The organism is Azotobacter tropicalis (genome assembly GCF_059739045.1).
In genome coordinates this window covers 1,142,794-1,168,129 of sequence record NZ_AP046059.1, presented here as the reverse complement: position 1 = coordinate 1,168,129, position 25,336 = coordinate 1,142,794, and the positions used below count along the sequence as shown (strand labels likewise).

At 65.1% G+C, this 25,336-nt stretch carries 21 protein-coding genes, 4 pseudogenes and 1 riboswitch; of the genes and pseudogenes, 14 read left to right on the top strand and 11 right to left on the bottom strand.

All coding sequences use genetic code 11. The features are described 5' to 3' along the window. Positions 1-5: 5 nt before the first annotated feature. Positions 6-749: a hypothetical protein gene (locus Atro_RS05395; protein ID WP_497926749.1), complete on the bottom strand. Its 744-nt coding sequence runs from the start codon at positions 747-749 to the stop codon at positions 6-8. 365 nt (positions 750-1,114) lie between these two features. Between Atro_RS05395 and Atro_RS05390 the strand changes: the two genes are divergently transcribed. The 5 genes from Atro_RS05390 to Atro_RS05370 all read left to right on the top strand — a co-directional run bounded on the left by Atro_RS05390 (position 1,115) and on the right by Atro_RS05370 (position 3,696). Then, positions 1,115-1,951, top strand: coding sequence for a CAP domain-containing protein (locus Atro_RS05390; protein WP_497927618.1), 837 nt, complete (start codon positions 1,115-1,117; stop codon positions 1,949-1,951). Positions 1,952-2,110: 159 nt separating this feature from the next. Continuing rightward, a complete protein-coding gene (locus Atro_RS05385; RefSeq protein ID WP_497926748.1) occupies positions 2,111-2,452 on the top strand; it encodes a hypothetical protein in 342 nt (113 codons plus the stop codon). 167 nt (positions 2,453-2,619) lie between these two features. Further along, positions 2,620-2,835 carry a hypothetical protein gene (locus tag Atro_RS05380; RefSeq protein ID WP_497926747.1) on the top strand — a complete coding sequence of 72 codons (216 nt, stop codon included), beginning with the start codon at positions 2,620-2,622 and terminating at the stop codon, positions 2,833-2,835. A gap of 268 nt (positions 2,836-3,103) precedes the next feature. Further along, positions 3,104-3,232, top strand: coding sequence for a hypothetical protein (locus tag Atro_RS05375; RefSeq protein WP_497926746.1), 129 nt, complete (start codon positions 3,104-3,106; stop codon positions 3,230-3,232). Between the two features lie 215 nt (positions 3,233-3,447). Next, on the top strand, positions 3,448-3,696 hold the full coding sequence (locus Atro_RS05370) for an FmdB family zinc ribbon protein (RefSeq protein WP_497926745.1): 249 nt from the start codon (positions 3,448-3,450) through the stop codon (positions 3,694-3,696). A 59-nt stretch (positions 3,697-3,755) separates the two neighbouring features. On the opposite strand, the gene Atro_RS05365 is transcribed toward Atro_RS05370, so the two are convergent. The 7 genes and pseudogenes from Atro_RS05365 to Atro_RS05335 all read right to left on the bottom strand — a co-directional run bounded on the left by Atro_RS05365 (position 3,756) and on the right by Atro_RS05335 (position 12,721). Beyond that, positions 3,756-4,289, bottom strand: a complete 534-nt coding sequence (locus tag Atro_RS05365; RefSeq protein ID WP_497926744.1) for an REP-associated tyrosine transposase — start codon at positions 4,287-4,289, stop codon at positions 3,756-3,758. 525 nt (positions 4,290-4,814) lie between these two features. Continuing rightward, positions 4,815-5,438, bottom strand: coding sequence for an FRG domain-containing protein (locus Atro_RS05360; RefSeq protein WP_497927617.1), 624 nt, complete (start codon positions 5,436-5,438; stop codon positions 4,815-4,817). Positions 5,439-5,495: 57 nt separating this feature from the next. Next, positions 5,496-5,963, bottom strand: a pseudogene (locus tag Atro_RS05355) (exonuclease domain-containing protein); the annotation flags it as partial. Between the two features lie 54 nt (positions 5,964-6,017). Further along, positions 6,018-7,267 (bottom strand): annotated as a pseudogene (locus Atro_RS05350) (ribonucleotide-diphosphate reductase subunit beta). A gap of 293 nt (positions 7,268-7,560) precedes the next feature. Beyond that, positions 7,561-10,442 (bottom strand): annotated as a pseudogene (locus Atro_RS05345) (ribonucleoside-diphosphate reductase subunit alpha). A 690-nt stretch (positions 10,443-11,132) separates the two neighbouring features. Continuing rightward, the gene (locus Atro_RS05340; protein ID WP_497927616.1) at positions 11,133-11,825 is read right to left on the bottom strand and encodes a 4'-phosphopantetheinyl transferase family protein; all 693 of its coding nucleotides are present in this window, start codon (positions 11,823-11,825) and stop codon (positions 11,133-11,135) included. Positions 11,826-11,935: 110 nt separating this feature from the next. After that, on the bottom strand, positions 11,936-12,721 hold the full coding sequence (locus Atro_RS05335) for a dienelactone hydrolase family protein (RefSeq protein ID WP_497927615.1): 786 nt from the start codon (positions 12,719-12,721) through the stop codon (positions 11,936-11,938). Positions 12,722-13,039: 318 nt separating this feature from the next. Between Atro_RS05335 and Atro_RS05330 the strand changes: the two genes are divergently transcribed. After that, on the top strand, positions 13,040-14,368 hold the full coding sequence (locus Atro_RS05330) for a dicarboxylate/amino acid:cation symporter (RefSeq protein WP_497926743.1): 1,329 nt from the start codon (positions 13,040-13,042) through the stop codon (positions 14,366-14,368). Here Atro_RS05330 and Atro_RS05325 read toward each other — a convergent pair. Both Atro_RS05325 and Atro_RS05320 read right to left on the bottom strand, forming a co-directional pair. Further along, positions 14,343-14,837: a SprT family zinc-dependent metalloprotease gene (locus Atro_RS05325; RefSeq protein ID WP_497926742.1), complete on the bottom strand. Its 495-nt coding sequence runs from the start codon at positions 14,835-14,837 to the stop codon at positions 14,343-14,345. The two genes, Atro_RS05330 and Atro_RS05325, sit on opposite strands and share 26 nt — an antisense overlap. A gap of 167 nt (positions 14,838-15,004) precedes the next feature. After that, positions 15,005-15,604, bottom strand: a complete 600-nt coding sequence (locus Atro_RS05320) for a Yip1 family protein (protein WP_497926741.1) — start codon at positions 15,602-15,604, stop codon at positions 15,005-15,007. Between the two features lie 285 nt (positions 15,605-15,889). Here Atro_RS05320 and ttcA point away from each other — a divergent pair, with 285 nt between their 5' ends. The 6 genes and pseudogenes from ttcA to Atro_RS05290 all read left to right on the top strand — a co-directional run bounded on the left by ttcA (position 15,890) and on the right by Atro_RS05290 (position 21,492). Beyond that, complete coding sequence (gene ttcA, locus Atro_RS05315) at positions 15,890-16,714, top strand: tRNA 2-thiocytidine(32) synthetase TtcA (RefSeq protein ID WP_497926740.1); 825 nt, start codon at positions 15,890-15,892, stop codon at positions 16,712-16,714. 467 nt (positions 16,715-17,181) lie between these two features. Continuing rightward, positions 17,182-18,261: a 3-deoxy-7-phosphoheptulonate synthase gene (locus Atro_RS05310; protein WP_497926739.1), complete on the top strand. Its 1,080-nt coding sequence runs from the start codon at positions 17,182-17,184 to the stop codon at positions 18,259-18,261. Between the two features lie 91 nt (positions 18,262-18,352). Next, the gene (locus Atro_RS05305; RefSeq protein ID WP_497926738.1) at positions 18,353-19,024 is read left to right on the top strand and encodes a DNA-3-methyladenine glycosylase I; all 672 of its coding nucleotides are present in this window, start codon (positions 18,353-18,355) and stop codon (positions 19,022-19,024) included. 123 nt (positions 19,025-19,147) lie between these two features. Further along, a complete protein-coding gene (locus Atro_RS05300) occupies positions 19,148-19,915 on the top strand; it encodes an NAD-dependent deacylase (RefSeq protein WP_497926737.1) in 768 nt (255 codons plus the stop codon). A 347-nt stretch (positions 19,916-20,262) separates the two neighbouring features. Next, positions 20,263-20,835: a C40 family peptidase gene (locus tag Atro_RS05295; protein WP_497926736.1), complete on the top strand. Its 573-nt coding sequence runs from the start codon at positions 20,263-20,265 to the stop codon at positions 20,833-20,835. Between the two features lie 142 nt (positions 20,836-20,977). Further along, a pseudogene (locus Atro_RS05290) lies at positions 20,978-21,492 on the top strand (C40 family peptidase). An 11-nt stretch (positions 21,493-21,503) separates the two neighbouring features. Here the strand turns inward: Atro_RS05290 and Atro_RS05285 are convergent. Further along, a complete protein-coding gene (locus tag Atro_RS05285; RefSeq protein ID WP_497926735.1) occupies positions 21,504-22,211 on the bottom strand; it encodes a glutamine amidotransferase in 708 nt (235 codons plus the stop codon). A gap of 104 nt (positions 22,212-22,315) precedes the next feature. Here Atro_RS05285 and Atro_RS05280 point away from each other — a divergent pair, with 104 nt between their 5' ends. Continuing rightward, positions 22,316-23,050, top strand: coding sequence for an SIR2 family NAD-dependent protein deacylase (locus Atro_RS05280; RefSeq protein ID WP_497926734.1), 735 nt, complete (start codon positions 22,316-22,318; stop codon positions 23,048-23,050). Positions 23,051-23,129: 79 nt separating this feature from the next. Then, positions 23,130-23,359: riboswitch (cobalamin riboswitch) on the top strand. A 97-nt stretch (positions 23,360-23,456) separates the two neighbouring features. Continuing rightward, positions 23,457-25,310 carry a TonB-dependent vitamin B12 receptor gene (gene btuB, locus Atro_RS05275; RefSeq protein ID WP_497926733.1) on the top strand — a complete coding sequence of 618 codons (1,854 nt, stop codon included), beginning with the start codon at positions 23,457-23,459 and terminating at the stop codon, positions 25,308-25,310. Positions 25,311-25,336 lie beyond the last annotated feature (26 nt).

The following is a 25,336-nucleotide window of genomic DNA, read 5'->3' as shown; positions in this document are numbered from 1 at the left end:
GGGGCTCAGGCCGGTTTTTGCTGGATTTGCTCCATCTGCTCCTGAATCGCCCTCAGCGCCGGATGGTTCTGAAAGTGTTCCATCTCTTCCTGAATCGTTTTCAGCGCCGGATTGTTCTGCAGGTGCTCTATCTGCTCCCGGAACGTTCTCAGCGCCGGGTTGTTCTGAAAGTGCTCCATTTCCTCCTGGATCGCTTGCAATGCCGCCGTATTCTGAAATTGCTCTATTTCTTCCTGGATCGCTTTCAGCGCCGGATTGTTCTGCAGGTGTTCCATCTCTTCCTGGAGCGCTTTCAGCACGGGATTGTTTTGCAGTTTTTCCATTTCTTCGCGGATCGTTTTCAACTCCATGTTGTTCTGGAAATACTCCATCTGCTCCTGATATCCCTTCATTACCGGGTTGTTGCGAAGTTGCTCCATCTGCTCCTGAAGCGCTTTCAGCTCCGGATCGTTCTGAAAACGCTCCATCTGCTCTTGAAACTCCTTGAGCAGCGGATTGTTCTGGAATTTTTCCATCTGCTCCTGAAAGCCCTTCAGTGCCGCGTTGTTTTGAAGTTGCTCTATCTGCTCCTGAAGCGTTTTCAGCATCGAATTGGTCTGTAAGTGCTCCATTTGCTCCTGGATCGCTTTCAGTGCGCCATGCTTCTGGAAGTTCTCCATCTGCTCCTGGAGCGTTTTCAGGGCTGCATTGTTCTGCAGGTGCTCCAGTTGCTCCTGAAATCCCTTCAAACATTGGTTGATGTTTTCCATGGCTGTCTCCTTAGTGCCGTCTCGATAGTTGTGTGGAGCCCTCGCTGAACTGGCTTTGATATTCCATTGTTATGCATTTGCTACTACGGGCTTTTTCTCTACACACATCAACGAAAGCACAAAGTGGCGCATGAGCAATGGAATTCTACGAACGGCCAAATGAGTCCAGTACGAAAAGTCCGAATGGATAGCATCGCCGCCGTAAGTGGCTGGAGGCCTGCATGGCAAGGCGTTACGAACCCGATCGCTCGCTCTGCGTCACGGTGCAGCGTGGGAGCGCTCGCAATCCCGGGCGTGATCGAACGGCCCGCAATCGCGCATCATGGACGCACTCAGATCAAGGAGGTTTCCATGCGCATTGCTTCATTCGTGGTGCGGCTCGCCGCCGTGTCCTTGGATTGCTGTTCGCCGCCGCTGCCGGGGCCGACGAAGAGGCGCGGCTGGTGGAGTCGATCAACGCGTATCGGGCACAGGTGCAGAGCTGTGCCGGCCAGGCGTCCGGGGAGCTGCCGCCGCTGACCGAGGACTCGCGGCTGGTTCTGCCGGCCGGGGTCGTCGGGGATTTGCGGGAGGCCCTGAGCCTCGCGGCCTATCCGCTGGTCAACGCCCAGGCGATCAACCTGTCCGGACCGCGCGACGCGCAGACTGCCCTGACGGCGTTGCAACAGAGTTTCTGCCAGATATTGCTGGATCCGCAGTTCGTCGATATCGGGATCAGCCGTGTGGAGCGCGACTGGCGCATCGTGCTGGCGCGACCGCTGCTGGCCGGGCGCATGGGCGACTGGCAGGTGGAAGGGCAGAAGTTGCTCGAACGGATCAATGCCGCCCGCGCGCAGCCTCGCCAGTGCGGCGGCCAGTCCTTCGCCGCCGCGCCGCCGCTGGCCTGGAACGCCGTGCTGGGCACGGCGGCCGAAAGTCACAGCCGGACCATGGCCAACGGCAACTTCCTCGATCACAAGGACCGCGACGGCCGCACCCCGAGCGACCGGGCGGAACTGGCCGGCTACGCCGGCGGGCAGATCGGCGAAAACATCGCCGCCGCGCTGGACAACGCGGACAAGGTGGTCGACGGCTGGCTGGCCAGTCCCGGCCACTGCGCCAACCTGATGAACCCGCAGTTCCGCGAACTGGGCGCGGCCTATGCGGCCGATCCGAAGAGCGACGCGGGGATCTACTGGACGGCGCTGTTCGGGGCGCCCTGAGTGCCCGGAAGGGAACAGGTTGAGCGGCGGAGTCGGGGCTGCCCGCCCCCGGATGCCGGGAGGACAGGCAGGATGAGTGGCCGCAGGGATGGCGTCCGCATTGGCTATGCTGAAGGGCGGGCATGAGGCCTGTCTTTTCAGTCGATTCGGGAGAGCGCGATGAGCAGCTTCGAGATCGAGAGCTGGTGCAAGGCCAGCCCTACCGAGAAATCGGTTCCCCAGGGGTTGATCCACTTCTATATCAGCGGCGACGACCGCGTGAAGCTGGAGCAGGCCGAGGAGCGTCTGCAGAACACCGGCGAATCCGAGGTACTCGTCGATGTCGACCGGAGGACCCTGGAGCTGGTCACTCCGCCCGGATGCGGGCCGCTGTCCGACTGCCACTTGCGGGTCTATCTGCGCCCGGATGACCAGCGCGGGCAGTTCCACTTGGTCGGCCATCGGGCCAGCGACGGCAGCCTGATCTACAGCAACGCCCTGCTGATCGACTCGCTGATGTAGCGACGACCGTCTGGGCACGCCGCGCATGGGCGTGCGGGCGGAATGGCCAAGGCGCCATGTGTCAGCATGCGGCGCGGGAGTGATCGAACTCGCCGAATATTCTTTATAGCTTGAATGCTATAGCGCTTTCGCCCATCCTAGCGCCCCACATCAGTTCGGCATTGGGGATGAGCATGGGCACGGCAGGGGTAAACCTGGCCTTGTTGGCCAAGGTCAATCATTTTCTGGCGGCGAAAGGGGAACGGCAGATCAAGCGCTGCCAGCCCGACAGCGACAGGTACGGGGAGTTGGGAGGCCTGTATCTGATCGAGATGGCTTCCGGCGAGGTGCTCGACCACCATGTGGATATCGAGGCGTTCGCGAAGCAGATCGGCGTCGCGTAGAAGGTGCGAACGTTTTGGGAAGCCCCGGCCAGGTGCCGGGGCTTTTCGTTTGCAGATGCGGGAAACGGGGACGGGTGGAAAACCCGCAGCGGTTTTCCGGCGGGGAGACGGACGGGGCTCGTTCGGCTGGACAAGCCGGCTTCTCCGCCCTACAAAGGACCGCGTCGCGCAGGGCGGGCCCGCCTGCTGCGAAGTCGCTGTCACCGGCTCGCGAAAGCCGCCGGTCGCCGCGCATTCGTTTTGGTTTTGTCGAGATGCAGGTGGATTTGTGAGAAAGAAGAAGCCGTTGGACCCCGTTCGCCAGGCGCAGAAGAATCGTGCCTATCGGATCGGTTACCTGATTGCCCTGGCCGGTATCGTGTGCGGGTTCGCGTTGCTGGAACTGAAGCCGGTTTGACGGAGTTGGCCGCTGGCGGATCGAGTACTTCTTCGTAGGGTGAAAAACAGCAATTTTCCACCACCGATATCCAGGCTACTCGCTGTGCGGCGTACAATCCTGACCTGTCCCGTCCCTCTCCTGCACGGGAAGGGGCATGGCGGCGGCCGGCTCTTATGGTTTATGCGGGCTGCCGCAGATTGCCGATGCACGCCTCAACCTCGAGAGAAATACCCATGCCGACCTACGATTACCGTTGCGAAGCCAACGGTCAGGTGTATGAAGTCCAGCATCCGATGGCCCTGAGTCCGAAAACCTGGGGCGAACTGCGCGCCGCCAGCACGCTGGCGGAAGACCCCTCGATCCCGGACGACGCGCCGGTGACCAAGCTGATGAGCGCCGCCGGCGTGGTCAGCAGCCGGGCACTGAAGAACCCGGAACCCCCGGCCTGCGCCCGAGGAAACTGCGCCGGCAACTGCCGCTGAGTCGCTGTTTCGCTCCGCTGATCGTTCCCACGTTCCCGCGTGGGAACGCATACTTCTTCTCAGTTCCAGCCTGCAATTTCCAGCAGCCCCGGTTCTCCCGCATAGTTCCTCGCACTGGAGTAGCGCCAGTGCTCCGGCCGATCCACATAGCCGCGCCGTACCGGATTGTGGTGGATGTAGTCCAGCTTCTGGCGCATCACCGCCTCGCTGCATACCAGCTCGGCATGGCTGCCTTCCTGCCAGAACTGGAAGTCGCGGTCGTGCTTGTGCGTCTTCTTGCCCGCGCGCAGCCGATCCAGCGCTTGTGCTGCGCCGATGCTCTGCAGGTGCTCGACGATCCGGCGGGCGGTGAAGGACTTGAAGCCGGCCACGCAGCGGGGCAGGTCCCCGGCCTGCGCCAGATAGTGCAGGTGGTTCTCCATCACCACGTAGCCGTAGAGCCTGAGCCCCTGGTGGGCCTGCTGGTAACGCCAGCAGTCGAGCAGGATGTCGACCAGTGCGGGGCGGCTGAACAGCGGCAGCCAGTCCACCACCGTGCAGGTGAGAAAGTGCGGAAGATCCGGTTCGGTAATCACATAGCGGCTGCGGCCCATGGGTGCCTCCTTGTACCCCATGCATGGACGCCGGAGCGTCCGGGCGGGCGTTCCCACGCGGGAGCGTGGGAACGATCATTCGATCGGTTCGCCGTGCAGAAGCCGATCCCCGACTCCCAATCCCCGATGGCTCCCACGCTCCTGCGTGGGAGCAGGGCGGGTGATGCTCTGCGTCACGGGGCGAAGTGGGATCGATCAACCACCGTACAGGTAAGAAAGTGCGGAAGGTCCGGTTCGGTAATCACAGCTGATCGTTCCCACGCTCCCGCGTGGGAACGCACATTTCCCCTCAGCTCCAGCCCGCAATCTCCAACAGTCCGTAGGGTGGAAAACTCGCGAAGCGATTTTCCACCAAGGATGTCCGGGCTACTCGCTGCCGTACGCATTTCTTCCTCAGCTCGCGGATGACATCCCTGCACTCCCTCGGGAAAACCGAGAGGGTGACTGGACTTGTGTATAACGGCGAGCGCTCCTGCGTGGTAGCAGGGCGGGTGACGCTTTGCGTCACGGACGAGGTGAGAGCGATCAATATCCTTGCTGCTGCTTAATGTGGCCACAAAGTCCGTCAAGATCAGGGAAAATTGTAGAGCTATTAATTCCGTATTTCGATAGTGCTCTGAGAAACGATGGTTTCAGGTCTTTTGGTAGTATGAATTTAACTATGGCAGGTTCGTCTATCTCAGGGCAGCAATCAGGGTGAATGGTAAATGCACCAGATTGGGCAGTAATTCTTTTAGAGCCATGGGATGGCAAGAATTCAATCGGCTTACGTAGCTTAGAAAGCTGAATGCGATCTTCGCGCTGGTATGCTCTAGCCCTATAAAGATAAATCGCGCCGTCCCTATCGGGAAGCTCTCTTACAGCGAAAAAACAAGCTACTAGCGGGCTAAATGTCCAGTCGAGGAGTCTAGTTGGAAGGCCATGATGCTGAGCCAGTGTTAGCCATTGAATTTCATTTTCCGGAGCTTTGTCTAAAAAAGGGCGCGAGTGGGCTTTAAATACCCACATCATCCTTTTTTCTCTTTCTTCGTGTTGATCTAATTGCTTGTGTCTAAAAAGCGATGGTAGCAGCTTAAAGCTACGGTCTGGAACGCCTCTAAATAGGTCGTTTGGGTCGGAGCTACTTGTCTGCTCTAGGAAGTTGCTCATGCTGGTGATGATAACTTCATTTTTTGTCGCGGTTAGATAGGCGTCTGCGCATATTTCAGCATCCAGAATGGAGCCATATAGATCTCTGGATTCTTTGCGGTAAGTTTTTTCTGCCTCGATGAATGTTCTGTAAGCTCTAGCTGTAAGTTGTTCTTTTACGGTCCTTGCTACTAGTGCTGTTCTGGCTAGCTGCGGGTTGCGAGGAGTGATGCGCAAAAGGGTGAACTCATTTTGCAGGAAAAGAATGCTGCTTTCGTCGATGGTTAATATCTCGGATGTGCCGAAAAAATCATCGAGCTCTTCGGAAATCTGACTAAAAGATGGCTTGTCTGCCAAGAACTCGTTGGTGATCCCATGCTCCACAATTGCCGCCTCCTCAACTTGGCGATAGGGATTGAGGTAGCAATGGAAATATTTACCTGTCAAGGATCGGTTTTCAATTTTTACGGCACCAATTTCAATAATACGGTGGCCATCGAAAACAGGGGAGCCGGTTGTGTTCAAGCAAACAAATATCTGTTTCATTCGTAATAAAAAGCCCCGCTTAAACGAGGCTTTTCTCCTTTTCTTGATTTTGGCTCAATCCCAGCTCAACGCCCCTCCCGTCTGATACTCAATCACCCGCGTCTCGAAGAAATTCTTCTCCTTCTTCAAATCCATGATCTCGCTCATCCACGGAAGGGGTTGGTGGTGCCCGGGTACTGTTCCGGCAGGCCGAGCTGGCTCAGGCGACGGTTGGCGATGAATTTGAGGTAGTCCTCCATCATCGTCGCGTTCATGCCGAGCACACCGCGGGGCATGGTGTCGCGGGCGTATTCGATTTCCAGCTGGGTGCCCTGGAGGATCATCTGGGTCGCTTCGTCCTTCATCTCGGCGTCCCACAGGTGCGGATTCTCGATCTTGATCTGGTTGATCATGTCGATGCCGAAGTTCAGGTGCATGGATTCGTCGCGCAGGATGTACTGGAACTGCTCGGCGGTGCCGGTCATCTTGTTGCGGCGGCCCATGGAGAGGATCTGGGTGAAGCCGCAGTAGAAGAAGATGCCTTCCAGCACGCAGTAGTAGGCGATCAGGTTGCGCAGCAGCTGGCGGTCGGTTTCCGGGGTGCCGGTGTCGAAGGTCGGGTCGGAGATCGAGCGGGTGTACTTGAGGCCCCAGGAGGCCTTCTTCGCGACGCTCGGGATCTCGTGGTACATGTTGAAGATCTCGCCCTCGTCCATGCCGAGGGACTCGATGCAGTACTGGTAGGCGTGGGTGTGGATCGCTTCCTCGAAGGCCTGGCGCAGGATGTACTGGCGGCACTCGGGGTTGGTGATCAGGCGGTACACGGCCAGCGCCAGGTTGTTGGCGACCAGCGAGTCGGCGGTGGAGAAGAAGCCGAGGTTGCGCATGACGATGCGCCGCTCGTCCTCGGTGAGGCCGTCCTGGCTCTTCCACAGGGCGATGTCGGCGTTCATGTTGACTTCCTGCGGCATCCAGTGGTTGGCGCAGCCGTCGAGGTACTTCTGCCAGGCCCAGTCGTACTTGAAGGGGACGAGCTGGTTGAGGTCGGCGCGGCAGTTGATCATGCGCTTCTCGTCGACGCGCACGCGGGCGCTCGCGCCTTCGAGGTCTTCCAGGCCTTCGCGGATATCCAGCTCGTTGAGCGCGGCCTTGGCGCGGGCCACCGCGTCGGAGTCGTCGGCGGTGACGGCGCGGGCCTCGTGGGCGGCGGCGTCGCCGACGCTGTCCAGACGCTCCAGGCTCATGGCGGCCTGCGGTTGCGCGGCGGCGGCGGGCTTGGCGGCGACGCCTTCTTCGGGTTGATCGAATTCGTCCCAGCTGAGCATGGCGGGTTCTCCTGGTCGGGACCGGGCGGGCCGGTCGGTGCAAGTCGGATGGCCTCCTGCGGCGCGGGAGGCGTGGAATCTGTAGGGAGGGGGGAGCTGTTCCCCTCTCCCTGACCCTCTCCCCGGAGGGGGAGGGAATGGAAAGCAGGCCCCTACGGAGCGAGCGGTTTCCAGAGCGAGGCAGCGCGAGGCGCGCGGCGGTTCGGAGCCCCTGAGCGTACTGAAGTACGTGATGGGGGCCGGACCGCCGCGCAACGACGCGGGGTCCGCTCCGGGGACCGCGGATTACCTACTCACTGACAGGCTTCGCAGTCGGGGTTGTCGATGCTGCACGCCTGCGGCACCGGCGCCGGCTTGGGTTCGGCGGCGGACAGGCTCTCGTCGATCACCGAGGACACGGCGTTGAGCTTGCCGGTGTTGATGGTCGACTTCTCGGCGCTGGTAGCGGCCAGGGCGCGGAGGTAGTAGGTGGTCTTCAGGCCGCGGAACCAGGCCATACGGTAGGTCACGTCGAGCTTCTTGCCCGAGGCGCCGGCGATGTACAGGTTCAGCGACTGGGCCTGGTCGATCCACTTCTGCCGGCGGCTGGCGGCCTCGACGATCCACTTGGTCTCCACTTCGAAGGCGGTGGCGTAGAGGGCCTTGAGGTCGGCCGGGATGCGCTCGATCTGCTGCACCGAACCGTCGTAGTACTTGAGGTCGTTGACCATCACCCCGTCCCACAGGTCGCGGGCCTTGAGGTCGTGGACCAGGTAGGGGTTGATCACGGTGAATTCGCCGGAGAGGTTCGACTTCACGTAGAGGTTCTGGTAGGTCGGCTCGATGGACTGCGACACGCCGACGATGTTGGAGATGGTCGCGGTCGGCGCGATGGCCATGATGTTGGAGTTGCGCATGCCCTTCTTCACGCGCTCGCGCAGCGGCGCCCAGTCCAGGGTGCTGGAGCGGTCCACCTCGATGTACTTCTGGCCGCGCTGCTCGGCGAGGATGTCCAGCGAGTCCAGCGGCAGGATGCCCTGGCTCCACAGCGAACCCGCGAAGCTGGAGTAGGCGCCGCGCTCCTCGGCCAGGTCGCAGGAGGCCTGGATGGCGTAGTAGCTGATGGCCTCCATCGACTGGTCGGCGAAGGCGATGGCCGCCTCCGAGCCGTAGGCGATGTGCTGCAGGTACAGCGCGTCCTGGAAGCCCATGATGCCCAGGCCGACCGGGCGGTGGCGGAAGTTGGCGTTCCGCGCGGTGTCGACGCTGTAGTAGTTGATGTCGATGACGTTATCCAGCATGCGCACGGCGGTCTTCACGGTGCGCGCGAGCTTGGCGGTATCCAGCTTGCCGCCATTGATGTGGTTGACCAGGTTGATCGAGCCCAGGTTGCACACGGCGATTTCATCGCTGCTGGTGTTGAGGGTGATCTCGGTGCACAGGTTGGAGCTGTGCACCACGCCCACATGCTGCTGCGGGCTGCGCAGGTTGCACGGGTCCTTGAAGGTCAGCCAGGGGTGGCCGGTCTCGAACAGCATGGAGAGCATCTTGCGCCACAGGTCCTTGGCGGCGACGGTCTTGAACAGCTTGAGCTTGCCGTACTGGGTCAGCGCCTCGTAGTACTCGTAGCGCTCCTCGAAGGCCTTGCCGGTGAGGTCGTGCAGGTCGCGGACGTCGGACGGCGAGAACAGGGTCCACTGGCCGTCCTCGAACACGCGCTTCATGAACAGGTCCGGAATCCAGTTGGCGGTGTTCATGTCGTGGGTGCGGCGGCGGTCGTCGCCGGTGTTCTTGCGCAGCTCGAGGAATTCCTCGATGTCCAGGTGCCAGGTCTCAAGATAAGCGCAGACCGCGCCCTTCCTTTTACCCCCTTGATTGACCGCTACGGCCGTGTCGTTGACCACCTTGAGGAAGGGCACGACGCCCTGGGACTTGCCGTTGGTGCCCTTGATGTAGGAGCCGAGGGCGCGCACCGGGGTCCAGTCGTTGCCCAGGCCGCCGGCGAATTTGGACAGCATGGCGTTGTCGTGGATGGCGTTGTAGATGCCCGAGAGGTCGTCCGGCACGGTGGTCAGGTAGCAGGACGAGAGCTGCGGACGCAGGGTGCCGGCGTTGAACAGGGTCGGCGTGGAGGCCATGTAGTCGAAGGACGACAGCAGGTTGTAGAACTCGATGGCGCGTTCTTCCTTCTGCGGCTCCTCGATGGCCAGGCCCATGGCGACGCGCATGAAGAACACCTGTGGCAGCTCGAAGCGGATGCCGCCCTTGTGCAGGAAGTAGCGGTCGTAGAGGGTCTGCAGGCCGAGGTAGGTGAACTGCTGGTCGCGCTCGTGATCGATCGCGGCGCCCAGTCGGGGCAGGTCGTAGCCCTGCAGTTTCGGGTCGAGCAGTTCGAACTCGATGCCCTTCTCGACGTACACCGCCAGGGCCCTGGCGTAGAGGTCGGCCATCTCATGGTGGGTGGCGGACTCGGCGACGCCGAGGAAGCCCAGGGCTTCGGCGCGCAGGGTGTCCATCAGCAGGCGTGCGGTGACGTAGGAGTAGTTCGGCTCGCGCTCGACCAGGGTGCGCGCGGTCATCACCAGGGCGGTGTTGACGTCCTTCTCGGCCACGCCGTCGTAGAGGTTCTTCAGGTTTCCTTCTGGATCAGCGCGGCATCCACCTCGGCCAGGCCTTCGCAGGCCTCGCGGATGATGGTGTCCAGGCGGCCCATGTCCAGCGGCACGAGGACGCCGTCGGCGCGGGCGACGCGGATGCTCGGGTGCGGCTGGGCGACTTCCTGGACGGCGGCGGCGCGCTTGCGCTCCTGGGCGCGGGCTTCGCGGTAGATCACGTAGTCGCGGGCGACCTTGTGCTCGCCGGCACGCATCAGCGCCAGTTCCACCTGGTCCTGGATTTCCTCGATGTGGATGGTGCCGCCGGAGGGCATGCGGCGCTTGAAGGTGGTGCTGACCTGCTCGGTCAGGCGGGCGACGGTTTCATGGATACGCGACGAGGCGGCGGCGGTGCCGCCTTCCACTGCGAGGAACGCCTTGGTGATGGCCACGGTGATCTTGTCGTCGGTGTAGGCAACGACGGTGCCGTTGCGCTTGATCACCCGCAGCTGGCCGGGCGCGGTGGTGGCCAGGTCCGGGGCCGACTCGGCGGTCCGCGGTGCGCCGGGCGACTGGGTCTCGCGAGTGGCGTCGGTATGCATAAGGTCCTCCAGTGTGAAAGGTGTCTGCTCGGACGGCTGACGCAGCGATCCGCCCGCCGGAAAACCCGATGCGGGGTGGCGGATGGATGGCTGCGGCAGACGTCCTTCTGGTCTGTCGAATGCGGTGCCACGACTCGCGCCTGGACCACAACATCTAGTGGTATGCGCCGTTGGCGGCATACCCTTCGATCCGGCGCTTATCCGGCGCCGAAAGCGATTCCGGCCGCAACGGCGGCTGGCTGAACACGAGTTTTCGGACGCGGGGAACCGGATGGAAAGGTCCGCGGACTGGGACTTCCAGAGGTCTTGCGAAAGGAGCCGGCTCCCGGTCTATATCCCTATATGTAGGGGTCTGGCTGAATGGGGATACAAGATAATGCGTGAGAGGGGGTTATGCAAGGCGAAGCGGCAGGGGTAAGCTGTGGATAAAGTGTGAGTCTTCTGTGGGCGGCAGGAGGGTATTTCGGCGCAGGCCGCAGCCTGCCTGCCCTGCACCGCTGGTCATCACGATCAAGAAAATCGGCTTCCTCGAAAGGGATTTCCAGCTTGTGAGAGAAAACACAATATCTTGTGTTTTTCATTTTTCCGTCATGGGGTTGAAAGGGCGCGTGTTGTCAAGCCTCGTCGGCGACAGGATGGCGCTGCGATGCCGAGGCTGGAAAGCGCTGCGCGGCTTTCCAGCCTGGGGCCTCAGGCGGGAATGGCGATCAGGGTCAGCAGGCGCTCGCCTTCGCAGACGAACTGGCCTTCCAGCAGGCTGCCGGCCGGCCAGGCAGGGCTTAGGCCTTCGAGCAGACGCAGGCGGGCCGTTCCGGCGGGGCTCCAGTCGAGCAGTTCGGCGTGCTCGAAGTAGAAGCGCCGGCGGACCAGCGGGTAGAGGGCCTTGAACAGGCTTTCCTTGAGGGAGAAGGTCAGGCTGGTCAGCCAGGCCTGCGCCTCGGGCGTGCCGGTCAGGCGCCCGAGTTCGGCGGAGGTGAGGATCTGCTCGGCCAGGCGCCCGGCGCGCTCGGCCGGGATCAGCAGTTCGGTGTCCAGTCCGAGGCCGCGCCAGGCAGCCGCCTGTCCGACCAGGGCGGCGGCCCAGCCGTCGCCGTGGGTGATCGAGCCGACCACTCCGGCGGGCCACTGCGGTGCGCGGTCCTCGCCGACCGCCGGCACGCCGGGAACGCCGGTCAGCCGCTGCAGGGCTTGACGCGCGCAGAGGCGCCCGGCCAGGTATTCGGCCTGGCGCTTGGCCACGCCGCGCACCGGCGCGATGCCGCAGGCGGCGAAGTCGGCGGTCCGTAGCAGGACCGGATCGAAGCGGGCGCTGCAGAGCGCGGTGCCGGGCAGCGCCAGGGGCAGCGGCCAGCGTTCGCTCGGCTCGCTCAGGCAGGGGGGCAGGGGCTGGAGACGGTCATCGCGGCATTTTGCCGTGAGCGGCGGCGGACGGGTAGGGGTTTTCGCGGGGTGGAAAGCCGTGCCGCGCCTTCCACCGTCCGTAGTGCGGCCGGTTACTTGAACACTTCCTTGAGGAACGCCTGCATGTCCGCCCAGGAGCGCTCGTCGGCTTCCTTCTGGTAGCCGATGTCCAGGCCGTGGCCGGCGTGGGCGTCGGCATCCGGGTTGGTGAAGCCGTGCTTGGCGCCGGGGTAGCGGTTGAAGCGGTAGTCGGCGCCGGCCTGCTCCATCTCATGCTTGAAGTTGGCGATGTCCTGGTCGCTGACGAAGCTGTCGGCCTCGCCGTGGGCGACCAGGATCCGCGCCTTGACGCTGCCGGGACTGGCGGGCTTCTGGGGCACCAGGTTGCCGTGGAAGCTGACCACGCCGGCCAGCGGCACGCCCTGGCGGGCTATGTCCAGCACCACCTTGCCGCCGAAGCAGTAGCCGATCGCGGCGATCTTCCGGCTGTCGGTCTGCGGCTGGGCCTTGAGCAGCTCCAGGCCGGCGAGGAAGCGGCCCTTGGCATTCTCGGCGTTGGCCGTGGCGGCCTGCATGAAGGCCTGGGCGTCGGCCGGGTGCTGGGTGTTCTTGCCCTGGCCGTACATGTCGATGGCCAGGGCGCTGTAGCCGAGGCCGGCGAGGTCGCGGGCGCGGCGCTTGGCGTAGTCGTTCAGCCCCCACCATTCGTGCACGACCACGACGCCGGGGCGCGGGCCTTCGATGGCGTCGTCGTAGGCGTAGTAGCCCACCAGCGGCGTGCCATCGGCGCTCCGGTAGGTCAGCTCGCGGGTCTGGATCTCCGCCAGGCTGGCGGAGCTGAAGGCCAGTAGCAGCAGGCCGGGCAGGTAATGACGCATGCGGGTTTCTCCCTTTTCGTTCTTTCCGTTGGGCATGGCGATGGTTGCTCCTAGCCTAGCCGGCCTCTGGCGGAATCTCGCCTGCGGGGTGGCGGATATCCGCCTTTCGAGGGCCGTCCGGCTCGGTCTTGTTTGTTTAAGTCATTGATTTAAAAGCATATAAGAATGGGTTTCGGATGCTGGCATATGCATTGCCTCATAGATCGGACAGCCCCGTCTGCGGGGATACAAGAACCTCCCCGGAGGAGGGAGATACCCAGTCCGGTGGCGTCGGTGTCCATGGAGGGAGTTCAGACGTCGCCCGCGAGGACCTTGCCAATGTCCAATCAACAACAACCTTTCTACAAGAGTCTGTACGTCCAGGTGCTGGTGGCTATCGCCGTCGGTATCGCGCTGGGGCATTTCTATCCCGAAACCGGGGCGGCGATGAAGCCGCTGGGTGACGGCTTCGTCAAGCTGATCAAGATGGCCATCGCCCCCATCATCTTCTGTACCGTGGTCAGCGGCATCGCCGGCATGCAGGACATGAAGGCGGTCGGCAAGACCGGCGGCATCGCGCTGCTGTACTTCGAGATCGTCTCCACCGTGGCGCTGATCATCGGCCTGGTGGTGATCAACCTGGTACAGCCGGGCGTCGGCATGCACGTCGACGTCTCCAGCCTGGACGCCAGCAGCATCGCGGCCTATGCCAAGGCCGGCGGCGAGCAGAGCACCATCGGCTTCCTGCTCAACGTGATCCCCAGCACCGTAGTCGGCGCCTTCGCCAACGGCGACATCCTGCAGGTGCTGTTCTTCTCGGTGATCTTCGCCTTCGCCCTGCAGCGCATGGGCGACTTCGGCCGTCCGGTGCTGGAGTTCATCGACCGCATCGCCCACGTGATGTTCGGCATCATCAACATGATCATGAAGGTCGCGCCCATCGGTGCCTTCGGCGCCATGGCCTTCACCATCGGCAAGTACGGCGTCGGTTCGCTGGTGCAGCTGGGCCAGCTGATGCTGTGCTTCTACGTCACCTGCGTGTTCTTCATCCTGGTGGTGCTGGGCGGCATCGCCCGCGCCAACGGCTTCAGCATCCTGCGCTTCATCCGCTACATCCGCGAGGAGCTGTTGATCGTGCTCGGCACCTCGTCCTCCGAGTCGGTGCTGCCGCGCATGCTGAAGAAGATGGAGAAGCTCGGCTGCCACAAGTCGGTGGTCGGCCTGGTGATCCCGACCGGCTATTCCTTCAACCTCGACGGCACCTCGATCTACCTGACCATGGCTGCGGTGTTCATCGCCCAGGCCACCGACACGCCGATGGACATGATGCAGCAGCTGACCCTGCTGGCCGTGCTGCTGGTCGCTTCCAAGGGCGCCGCCGGCGTCACCGGCAGCGGCTTCATCGTGCTGGCGGCCACCCTGTCGGCAGTCGGCCACGTGCCGGTGGCCGGTCTGGCGCTGATCCTCGGCATCGACCGCTTCATGTCCGAGGCCCGCGCCCTGACCAACCTGATCGGCAACGGCGTGGCCAGCGTGGTGGTGGCCAAGTGGGTCGGTCAGCTGGACAGTGAGCAGATGCAGCGCGAACTGGCCAGCCAGGGCAAGGAGGCTGCCGTCGAGGCTGCCGCCGAGCCGGTGCTGGTCACTGAAGACGCCGCTCGCCGCTGAACTCCAGCACCGCCCGGCAACGGCGGCACAGGTACCGGCGACCGCGCAGCACCAGCGAATGGCGCTGCGCAGTGAACGGGAACTCGCCGTTCGGGCACTGGCAGCGGTACAGGTAGTGGGTCGCCCGGCGGCGCTGCACGGCATAGTCGTGGCAGCGCTTGGCCGGCAAGCCGTAGACCTCCTGCATGATCCGCTGCCACTCCTCTCCATGGGGCCTGATCCCCATCCCGAACTTCTGATAGGCGACCAGGTGTGCCACTTCGTGGGCCACCGTCTGGCGCAGGAAGTCCTCGCGGTTCTCCTCGTACAACTGGGCATTGAAACGCAGCAGGTTCTCCCGCGGATAGGCGATGCCCGCCTTCTGTCCGCGCAGCCGCAGACTGACTTGCGGACGTGCGAAGTCGCGTTCGAAAAAAGCCTCGGCCAGACAGAAGCAGGCCTCGACACGGGCAAGAATGGATTCGGGCATGGGGCGATACCTCCTGTGTGCGCCATTATGCCGAAAGCCGGACGGCGGTCTGGGCGGTTCGACGCTCCGTTTGTCAGGCTCGTTCTCCGGCTCCTTTCCTGGGTGCAGAAACACCGAGGCCGCCCCTGGGGCGGCCTCGCGGTTGCGGATAAAAGTAGACCGAGCGGTCAGCTGATGTAGGTCGGGCCTACGCCGAAGCCCCAGAGGATCACCGAGATGGCGATCATCGCCACCAGCACGACCAGGCCGACGGCGAGCACCGAACTGGAGAACAGGAAGCCTTCCTCGCGGGGGATGTTCATGAAGGTCGGCAGGCCGACGTAGAGCAGATAGGTCGTGTAGCAGACCGCCAGGGTGCCGACGATCATGGCCAGCCAGAGGCTGGGAAAGAGCGCCGCCAGGCCGCCGACGAACAGCGGCGTCGCGTTGTAGGCGGCGAACACGATGCACTGCGTCAGGCTCGGGCTGGCGTCGTAGGTGCGTGCCATCCAGTGGATGAAGCCGCCCATCACCGCCACCCCGGCGAGCATCGCCAGGTAGGTCATGATGCTCATCTGCAGCGCGCTCGCCGCCGTCAGCTTGACCGGTTCGCCGCCGGCCACGCTCCAGCCGACCTGGGTCGTGCCGATGAAGGCCGAGACGGCGGGGATCGCCGCCAGGAACAGAACATGGGTGAGATACATGTGGCTGATGCTTTCCTCTTCGCCACGGATTTCCTGCCACTCCTGACCGGGATGGGTGAACAGCCCCCAGACGTGGTTGATCATGCCAGCTCTCCTCTTCTTTTTTTTAATGGCCGCTCCGATTGCCCGCCACGCCTGCGACAGGCTCCGCCCACGGCCTCGCGACCTTGCAATCGCAGTATAGAAGTGGTCTGAAAGCCGCGCAGATCGCGGCTTTAGAGTGATTTGCTCTCTTGGGAAGAGGGGTGATAACGCAGCAGTATTACAGGGCGGCGAGACAACTCGCGTTGGGTCGGGCCGCGGCGCCCGTTGCGCATCATTTGCGCGTAAAATGCCCGGCTTTTCGTACCTTCGCGGATTCACAGCACCATGGGCACCCTTTCGGTCAATCAGAACAAGCTGCAGAAGCGCCTGCGCCGCCTGGCCGGCGAAGCGGTCACCGACTTCAACATGATCGAGGAGGGCGACAAGGTGATGGTCTGCCTGTCCGGCGGCAAGGACAGCTACACCATGCTCGACGTGCTGCTCTACCTGCAGAAGGTGGCGCCGATCAGGTTCGAGATCGTCGCGGTGAACATGGACCAGAAGCAGCCGGGCTTTCCCGAGGACGTGCTGCCCGCCTACCTGAAGTCGATCAGCGTCGAGTACCACATCATCGAGAAGGATACCTACTCGGTGGTCAAGGAGAAGATTCCCGAAGGCAAGACCACCTGCTCGCTGTGCTCGCGCCTGCGCCGCGGCACCCTCTACACCTTCGCCGACCAGATCGGCGCGACCAAGATGGCCCTCGGTCATCATCGCGACGATATCGTCGAGACCTTCTTCCTCAATCTGTTCTACGGCGGCACCCTGAAGGCCATGCCGCCCAAGCTGCTCTCCGACGACGGGCGCAACGTGGTGATCCGCCCGCTGGCCTACTGCAGCGAGACGGACATCGAGGCCTACGCCAGGCTGAAGGAGTTCCCGATCATCCCCTGCAACCTCTGCGGCTCCCAGGAGAACCTGCAGCGCCAGGTGGTCAAGGAGATGCTGCGCGACTGGGAGCGCCAGTCGCCGGGGCGCACCGAGATCATGTTCCGCGCCCTGCAGAACGTGCATCCCTCGCAGCTGGCCGACCGCAAGCTGTTCGATTTCGTCAATCTGCGCATCGACGATAACGCCGCGCCGCGCTTCGTCGATGTGATGAGCCTGTGAGCCTCAGCCGCACGGCCCGGTTGAAAACCGCCGGGCCGCTGGAGTAAGGTTCGGGCATCTCATGGAGAACAGCATGCCGCTCAGCCTCGATCTTCCGTCCCTCGTCCACGCCGGTGCCGCGCGCACTGCGCCGGGTCGTGCGCGGCAGGTCGCGGCTGCCGGTTATTACTTCGGGTATTGGTTTAGCCACAGGCGCGCCTGATACCCCGCAGGCGCCCCGGCAAACAGGGTCGCCACCAGACGTTTTCGCAAACCCCCGGTCGGCAACCCGACCGGGGTTTTGTTTTTCCGGCCGCCAGAAGGCCTGCATCACGAGGAGTCACCGATGATCGTTTATCGCTGCACTTACCGCCCTTGCCGCCATGACTGGCGATTTAGCCGCCCCACCGCCGTCCCGACAGCCCTGCAACGAACGACCGACTAGTGCCGCCGCGGGATCGCCCGCGCCGGCCAAGGACCGCCAGATCATGAATGCATCCGTTTCCGCCCAGCTTGCTACCCCCTCGCTCGCCACCGCCGAGTCCATTCCTGCCCGCCGCAGCGCCCAGCCGCTGCCCAGCCCCGCCGTGCTGCGCCAGCGCCTGCCGCTGAACTGCGCGCTCGCCGCACGCGTCCAGGCCGACCGCGCCGCCATCCGCGCGGTGCTCGACGGCCATGACCCGCGCCTTCTGGTGGTGGTCGGCCCCTGTTCGCTGCACGATCCCGAGTCCGCCCTGGAGTACGCCGCGCGCCTGGCCGAACTGGCGCCGCAGGTCGACGACCAGCTGCTGCTGGTGATGCGCGCCTACGTCGAGAAGCCGCGCACCACCGTCGGCTGGAAAGGGCTGGTCTACGACCCGCACCTGGACGGCAGCGGTGACATGGCCGAAGGCCTGCGGCTGTCGCGCCGGCTGATGCTGGACATGCTGGAGCTGGGCCTGCCGCTGGCCAGCGAGCTGCTGCAGCCTCTGGCGGCCAACTACTTCGACGACCTGCTGGGCTGGGCGGCGATCGGCGCGCGCACCAGCGAGTCGCAGATCCACCGCGAGCTGGTCAGCGGCCTGGATCTGCCGGTGGGCTTCAAGAACGGCACCGACGGCAGCCTGGGCATCGCCTGCGACGCCATGCGCTCGGCCGCCCATGCCCATCGGCATTTTGGCATCAATGAGCTGGGCCATCCGGCCCTGTTGCAGACCCGCGGCAACCCGGACACCCATCTGGTGCTGCGCGGCGGCCACGGCGGGCCGAACCACGATGCGGCCAGCGTCGCCGGCGCCCGCCACGCCTTGGAGCGCCAGGGCATCGCCGCGCGGATCATGGTCGATTGCAGCCACGCCAACAGCGGCAAGGATCCGCTGCGTCAGCCGGCCGTGCTGGACAGCGTGCTCGCGCAGCGCCTGGCCGGCGATGCGAGCCTGCGCGGGGTGATGCTGGAAAGCCATCTGTTCGACGGCTGCCAGCCGCTGTCCGGCGAACTGCGCTACGGCGTTTCGATCACCGACGGCTGCCTCGGCTGGAGCGCCACCGAACGGGCGCTGCGGGAGGCGGCCCGGCGCCTGCGCGTTTGAGTCGCGGCCGTCCCGCAGCGAGGCGCACTTGCGGGGCGGCACCGCCTGAGGGCAACCTGTGCCGCCGCTTTTCCCGGACCGGACCTACAGGATGCGCGACTACCACTGGCTGCACGAATACTGTCTCAACCGCTTCGGCTCGGCGGCGGCGCTGGAGGCGCGGCTGCCTCAGCCCAAGAGCGCCGACGAGCTGCGTGCGATTCCCGATGACCGCTACCTGTCGCTGATCGCCCTGCGGGTCTTTCGCGCCGGCCTCAAGCACAGCCTGGTGGACGCCAAGTGGCCGGCCTTCGAGGAGGCTTTCTTCGGCTTCGATCCGCACAAGGTAGTGCTGATGGGCGACGAGCATCTGGAGCGGCTGATGCACGACGAGCGGCTGATCCGCCACCTGGCCAAGCTCGGGAGCGTGCCGCGCAACGCCCGTTTCGTGCTGGACGTGGTCCAGGAGAAGGGCCGCTTCGGCGCACTGATCGCCGACTGGCCGGCTTCCGACATCGTCGGTCTGTGGAAATACCTGGCCAGGCACGGCAACCAGCTCGGTGGATTGTCGGCGCCGCGCCTGCTGCGCATGGTCGGCAAGGACACCTTCATTCCCACCGAGGATGTGGTCGCCGCGCTCAAGGCCCAGGGCATCGTCGACAAGGCGCCGAGCAGCCAGAAGGACCTGGCCGCGGTACAGGCCGCCTTCAACCGCTGGCAGGCGGAAAGCGGTCGGCCGCTGTGCCAGCTGTCGGTGCTGCTCGCCCACACGGTGAATCACTGAGGACACGCCGGCTGCGGGAAGGCGACCGGAGGCCTTTTCCTTCCGGCGCTTCCTGGGCTTCACTGAGGCGGGCATTGATTCGGGCACGGGCGGACAGGGAAGGGGCCGCCGCAAGGAGGTTGCATGGAAGACGGCATCGAGCGGATCGCCGGGGCGCTGCGGCGCGCCGAGCGCATCCTGGTCATCAGCGGGGCGGGGCTTTCCGCCGACTCCGGCCTGCCCACCTATCGCGGCCTCGGCGGCCTCTACAACGGCTGCACGGCAGAGGGCCTGCCGATCGAGGCGGCGCTGTCCGCCAGCATGCTGCAGCGCGACCCGGCGCTGTGCTGGAAATACCTCGCCGAGCTGGGCCGGGCCTGCCTGGCGGCCCGGCCCAACGCCGGCCATGAAGCCATCGCCGAGCTGCAGCGGCGCAAGCCCGGCTGCTGGGTGCTGACCCAGAACATCGACGGCTACCACCGCGCGGCCGGTTCGCCGGCGGAGCGGCTGATCGAGATCCACGGCGAGCTGGCCCCCCTGTATTGCCAGAACTGCGGAAGGCGCAGCGACGACCTGCTCGCGCACCTGCAGCGGCCCCTGCCGCCGCGCTGCACGCAGTGCGGCGGGGTGCTCCGTCCGCCGGTGGTGCTGTTCGAGGAAATGCTCCCCGCGCACGCCTGCCAGATCCTCGCCGAGCAGCTCGCCCGCGGTTTCGACGCGGTGCTGGCGGTGGGCACCACGGCGAGCTTTCCCTATATCGTCGAACCGGTGTTATGCGCCTGGCAGACGGGCGGCTTCACCGCGGAAATCAATCCGCAACGCACCGATTTCAGCGACATCGTAGATGTCCATCTGCCGCGGCGGGCATCCCAGGTCCTGCCGGCCCTGGTCGAGCGTCTTTCCCGCGACTGACCCTTTTCCACCGCCTGGGGGGATGGGCGAAGTCAGGCCGCGACGACCGCGAAAACGCAGCGGTGCTGGCAAAATGATTTTGCGACGGGTTGTCGCAGGGGCGACACGCGCCGACAGTCCCGAAATTCCCCTCGAAAAACCCGTTCATCCAGGCTGGAGCCCGCGTAATTGCTGGGATTGTGGCGATTGTCGTGGTGTCGCGCCGATGTGTCGGGAATACGACATTGCCGCTCCATCTCCGGGGCGAAAACGCCTCTTTTGTCACAATCCGCACAGGGGAAATTTGTAAATCGTTCTCGTCACAGGCATATTCGCCGGCCATTGGACCTTTAGATAAGCGTTTGCCCATGCTGAATCGTCTCGCAACCTTCGTGCCCGTGGCGCTCACCGTTCTCCTGACCGGCTGCGCGGGGCAGGCTCCGCAGCAGGATTTCACCGCGCCCAAGCGGGTATCCCTGCTCCAGGAGCCCAGCCAAAAGGATCTGGCCGCGTTGAACGACGGCTACCGTTTCCCGGCGCTGGCCGACAGCATTCTGGTGCGCGGTTTCGGTCTGCTCGGCACGCCCTATCGTTACGGCGGCAGCTCGGAAACCTCCGGCTTCGACTGCAGCGGCTTCATCGGTTACCTGTTCCGCGAAGAGGCGGGCATCAAGCTGCCGCGCTCGACCCGCGAGATGATCTCCCTCGACGCCCCGCGGGTTGCCCGCAACGAACTGGCCCCCGGCGACCTGATCTTCTTCAACAACCGTGGCCGCGGCAATGTCAGCCATGTCGGCGTCTACATCGGCGACGGTCAGTTCCTCCACTCGGCCAGCCGTCGCGGCGGCGGCGTGCGGGTGGACAGCCTGAAGGACGACTACTGGAGCGCCAGCTATCTGCAGGCCAAGCGCGCCCTGGTGCTGGCCTCCCACGACGAGTGAGTTTCCGGCTTCGACCAGGCCCGATCCCGGCAACGTGATCGGGCCTTTTCATATGGGCGCCATTCGGCCGACAGCGCTGGCGGCTTGCACGGGCTGCGCCGGGCCGGCAGAGTAGAGCGATTCGACAATCGGACTGTCGCCCATGCCCCATCAGGCCCGCCTCGCTCTGATGCTTCTCGCCGCACTGCTCGCGGCCTGTTCCGCTCGCTCTCCCTCGCCCCACGGATCGTCCGACCTCGGCCCCCCCTCGCCGGCGGCGGAGGACGTGCTGGTCCGCGCCCTCGGGCTGGTCGGCACGCCCTACCGCTGGGGGGCAATACCCCGGACTCCGGGTTCGACTGCAGCGGGCTGATCGGCTATGTCTACCGCGAGGAGGCGGGCCTGCGCCTGCCGCGCTCGACCCGCGAGATGCTCGCCATGCGCGCGCCCGGCGTGCGGCCCGAGGCCCTGCACAGCGGCGACTTGCTGTTCTTCGCCACCGACGGCAGCGGCCGGGTCAGCCACGCCGGCATCTACGTGGGCGAGGGGCGCTTCGTGCACGCCCCCTCCAGCGGCGGCACGGTGCGCCTGGACCGCCTGGCCGACGGCTACTGGCAGGGCCGCTACCTGGGCGCCCGGCGCGTGCTCCGCGCCATGCCGGTGGCGCGCCAGCCCTGACGGGCGGGCCGTCAGGCCAGTCCGGCGAGCCAGTCGCGCAGCACCTGCTGCCCGCGCCGGCGGAGTTCCTCTCCCACTTCCTTCGCCTGCCGGCGGATCGTCGCCGGATCGATCCCGCTGGCGGACAGTTCCGCCGCATGGCCGATCAGCCACTGCTCGATCCGTGCGGGATCGGCCTCGAGGTGGAACTGCAGGCCCAGCACGGCATTGCCGAGGCTGAACGCCTGGTTCGGGCAGGTCTCGGTGCGGGCGAGGAGGGTGGCGCCCGGCGGCAGCTCGAACATGTCGCCGTGCCAGTGCAGCACGGTGCCGCCATCGCCCAGCGCGCCGAGGCAGCCGGCGGTGCCTTCCGTGGTCAGCTGGAGAGCACCGAAGCCGATTTCCTTGACGCCCATCGGTGCGACCTTCGCCCCCAGGACGCGGGCGATCAGCTGGGCGCCCAGGCAGATGCCGAGCAGCGGCTTGCCGCTGCGCAGGCGCCGGGCGAGCAGTTCCAGCTCCGCCAGCAGGAACGGATAGGTGGCCTCGTCGTAGGCGCCGATGGGCGCGCCGAGGACCACCAGAAGGTCGGCCGCCTCCACGTCCAGCGCGGCCAGCTCGCCGGCATCCAGGATGCCGGGATCGGCATAGCGGATCTGGTAGCCCCGTTCTTCCAGCACGGGCGCGAAGACGCCGAGATCCTCGAAGGCGACGTGGCGAATGGCGATGGCGGTTTTCATGCCTGTACCGGCTCCATGTTGTGGGTGTAAGAAGGCAACCTATGCGAAGGGCTGGCCGGTTGTCGAGAGCGGCGGGCCGCCAACGACCCTTGAGGAGTTCCAGCATGCACGATGCCCTTTCCGATCTCGCCCGCCGCCTGCGCGACGCCCGCCGCGTGGTGTTCTTCACCGGCGCCGGGGTGTCCGCCGAGAGCGGCATTCCGACCTTCCGCGACGCCCAGACCGGGCTCTGGGCGCGCTACAGCCCGGAAGAGCTGGCCAGCCCCGAGGGCTTTCGCGCCGATCCGCGCACCGTCTGGGCGTGGTACGCCTGGCGCCGCGAGAAGTGCCTGGCCGCCGATCCGAACCCGGCGCACCTGGCCATCGCCGCGCTGGAGCGGCGGCTGCCCGGGGTCACGCTGATCACCCAGAACGTCGACGGCCTGCACCAGCGCGCCGGCAGCGCGGCGCCGCTGGAGCTGCACGGCAACCTCCACCGGCTGAAGTGCTTCCGCTGCGAGGCCGACGGCGGCGCCTGGCCGGAAACCCTCGACAGCCTGCCGCACTGCGCCTGCGGCGGGCTGTTGCGTCCGGCGGTGGTCTGGTTCGGCGAGAACCTGCCGGGCGAAGTGCTGGCCCGGGCCAGCGAAGCCGGCCTGCAGGCCGAGCTGTTCTTCAGCGTCGGCACCTCCAGCCTGGTCTATCCGGCCGCCGAACTGCCGTTCTCGGCCAAGCGCCGCGGCGCCTTCGTGGTCGAGATCAACCCGCAGCCGACCCCGCTCAGCCGGCACGCCGACCTCTGCCTGCACGGCCCGGCCGGCAGCGTCCTGCCGCAGTTGCTGGCCGCGCTGGATAACTGAGCGTCGGCCATCGCAACATGAGCGGATCTCATGATGCCGGACGATCCGTCTCATTGTGCCCGGCCGGTGTTTCCACTACCCTGCGCGCCTCGCTTCAGGTGCCCTTCGCACGAAGGGTGAAACAGGGAAGCCGGTGCGTGCCGCGACGATTCGCGGCGCAAGGCCGGCGCTGCCCCCGCAACGGTAGACGAGTCGCGAAACCGCCGTAAGGCCACTGTGTCCAGGAGACACGGGAAGGCGTGGTTTCGGAGGCCGCCGCATGGCGCTTCGCTCGTGAGCCCGGAGACCGGCCTGTGGCGATTTCTGGCGGCGCCGAGGGCGCTGCAGGCCGGTTCGCCGCCTGTTCGCGTCTTCCGCCCGCTTTCGCAGCCTTCAGGCCGTGCGGGTGGCGCGGCGGAGAACCATCTTGATACGCAAGCCCAGTTTCGGGCCGGTGGCGTCCGCGCTGCTGGGCCTCTTTTCCCTTTCCCCGGCCCAGGCGGCCGACGAGCCCCTGACCCTCGACGCCACGGTGGTGACCGCCGCGCGCGGCGCCCAGACCCTGCGCGACAGCCTCGCCGCGGTGAGCCTGATCGAGCGCGACGACATCGAGCGCAGCCAGGCGCAGTCGGTGCCCGAGCTGCTCAGGCAGGTGCCGGGGGTGTCCATCGCCAACAACGGCGGCCACGGCAAGAACACCTCCGTCTACCTGCGCGGCACCGAGTCCGACCACGTGCTGGTGCTGATCGACGGCGTGCGGGTCGGCTCGGTGACCACCGGCACCGCCGCCTGGCAGGATCTGCCGGTGGAGATGATCGAGCGCATCGAGGTGGTCCGCGGGCCGCGCTCCAGCCTGTACGGCTCGGAGGCTATCGGCGGGGTGATCCAGATCTTCACCCGCAAGGGCGGCGACGGCGCGCCCAAGCCGTTCTTCTCCGCCGGCTACGGCACCCACGACGCCTACACCGGCAGCGCCGGGGTTTCCGGCGGCAACGCCCACGGCTGGTACAGCCTGGCCCTGAGCAGCGAGGACACCGACGGCATCAACGTCAAGCGTCCCGGAGCCAGCGGCTACGAGAGCGACGCCGACGGCTACCGCAACCACTCCGCCGCGCTGCGCGCCGGCTGGCGCTTCGACAACGGCCTGGAACTGGAGGGCACCTTCCTGCGCGCCAAGTCGCACAACGACTACGACCAGGTGAACCGCCGCGGCACCGCCGGCTTCTCGGCCAACGCCGACGGCGAGCAGAACGTGGTCAGCGGCCGCGCGCGCTTCAGCCCGCTGGCGTTCTGGCAGGTCACCCTGCAGGCCGGACGCAACGAGGACAAGTCCGATACCTACCAGGACGGCAGCTTCTATTCGCGCTTCGACAGCCGCCGCGACAGTGCCAGCTGGCAGAACGACCTGACCCTGGCCGAGGGCCACATCCTCACCCTGGGCGTCGACTACCAGCGCGAGGAGGTCAACGGCAGCACCGACTACGACGAGGATTCGCGGGAAAACAATGGCGGTTTCATCCAGTACCTCGGCGAATACGGCCGCCACGACTGGCAGGTGTCCCTGCGCCGCGACAACAACGAGCAGTTCGGCCAGCACGAGACCGGCAATGTCGCCTACGGCTACGCCCTGACCGACGCCCTGCGCGCCACCGTCAGCTACGGCAGCGCCTTCAAGGCGCCGACCTTCAACGAGCTGTACTACCCCTTCTACGGCATCGCCGACCTCGACGAGGAGACTTCGCGCAGCCTGGAGGTCGGTCTGGCCGGCACGCACGGCTGGGGGCACTGGTCGCTGAATGCCTACCGCACCAAGGTGAAGGACCTGATCGTCTACGACTCCTCCATCCAGGGTCCGGCGAACCTCGACGAGGCGCGCATCCGCGGTCTCGAGCTGGAGGTCGGCGGCCGCTCGTTTGGCTGGGACTGGGGCGCCAACTACAGTTTGCTGGAGCCGGAGAACAGCGGCTCGGGCGCCAACGACGGCAACGAACTGCCGCGCCGCGCCTCGCAGATGTTCAACCTGGAGCTGGACCGGCGCCTCGGCGATTTCGCCGTTGGCGCCACGCTGCATGCCGAAGGCCGGCGCTACGACGATGTGGCCAACGACAACGAGCTGTCCGGCTATGCCACCGTGGACTTGCGCGGCGAATATCGCATCACCCCCGAATGGCGTCTGCAGGCGCGCGTCGCCAACCTGCTGAACGCCGATTACGAAACCGCCCTGGACTACAACCAGCCGGGGCAGGCGGTGTACCTCACCGTCCGTTACCAGGCGCTGTGACGCGCCGCCGGCCGGCGGGCCGGAAC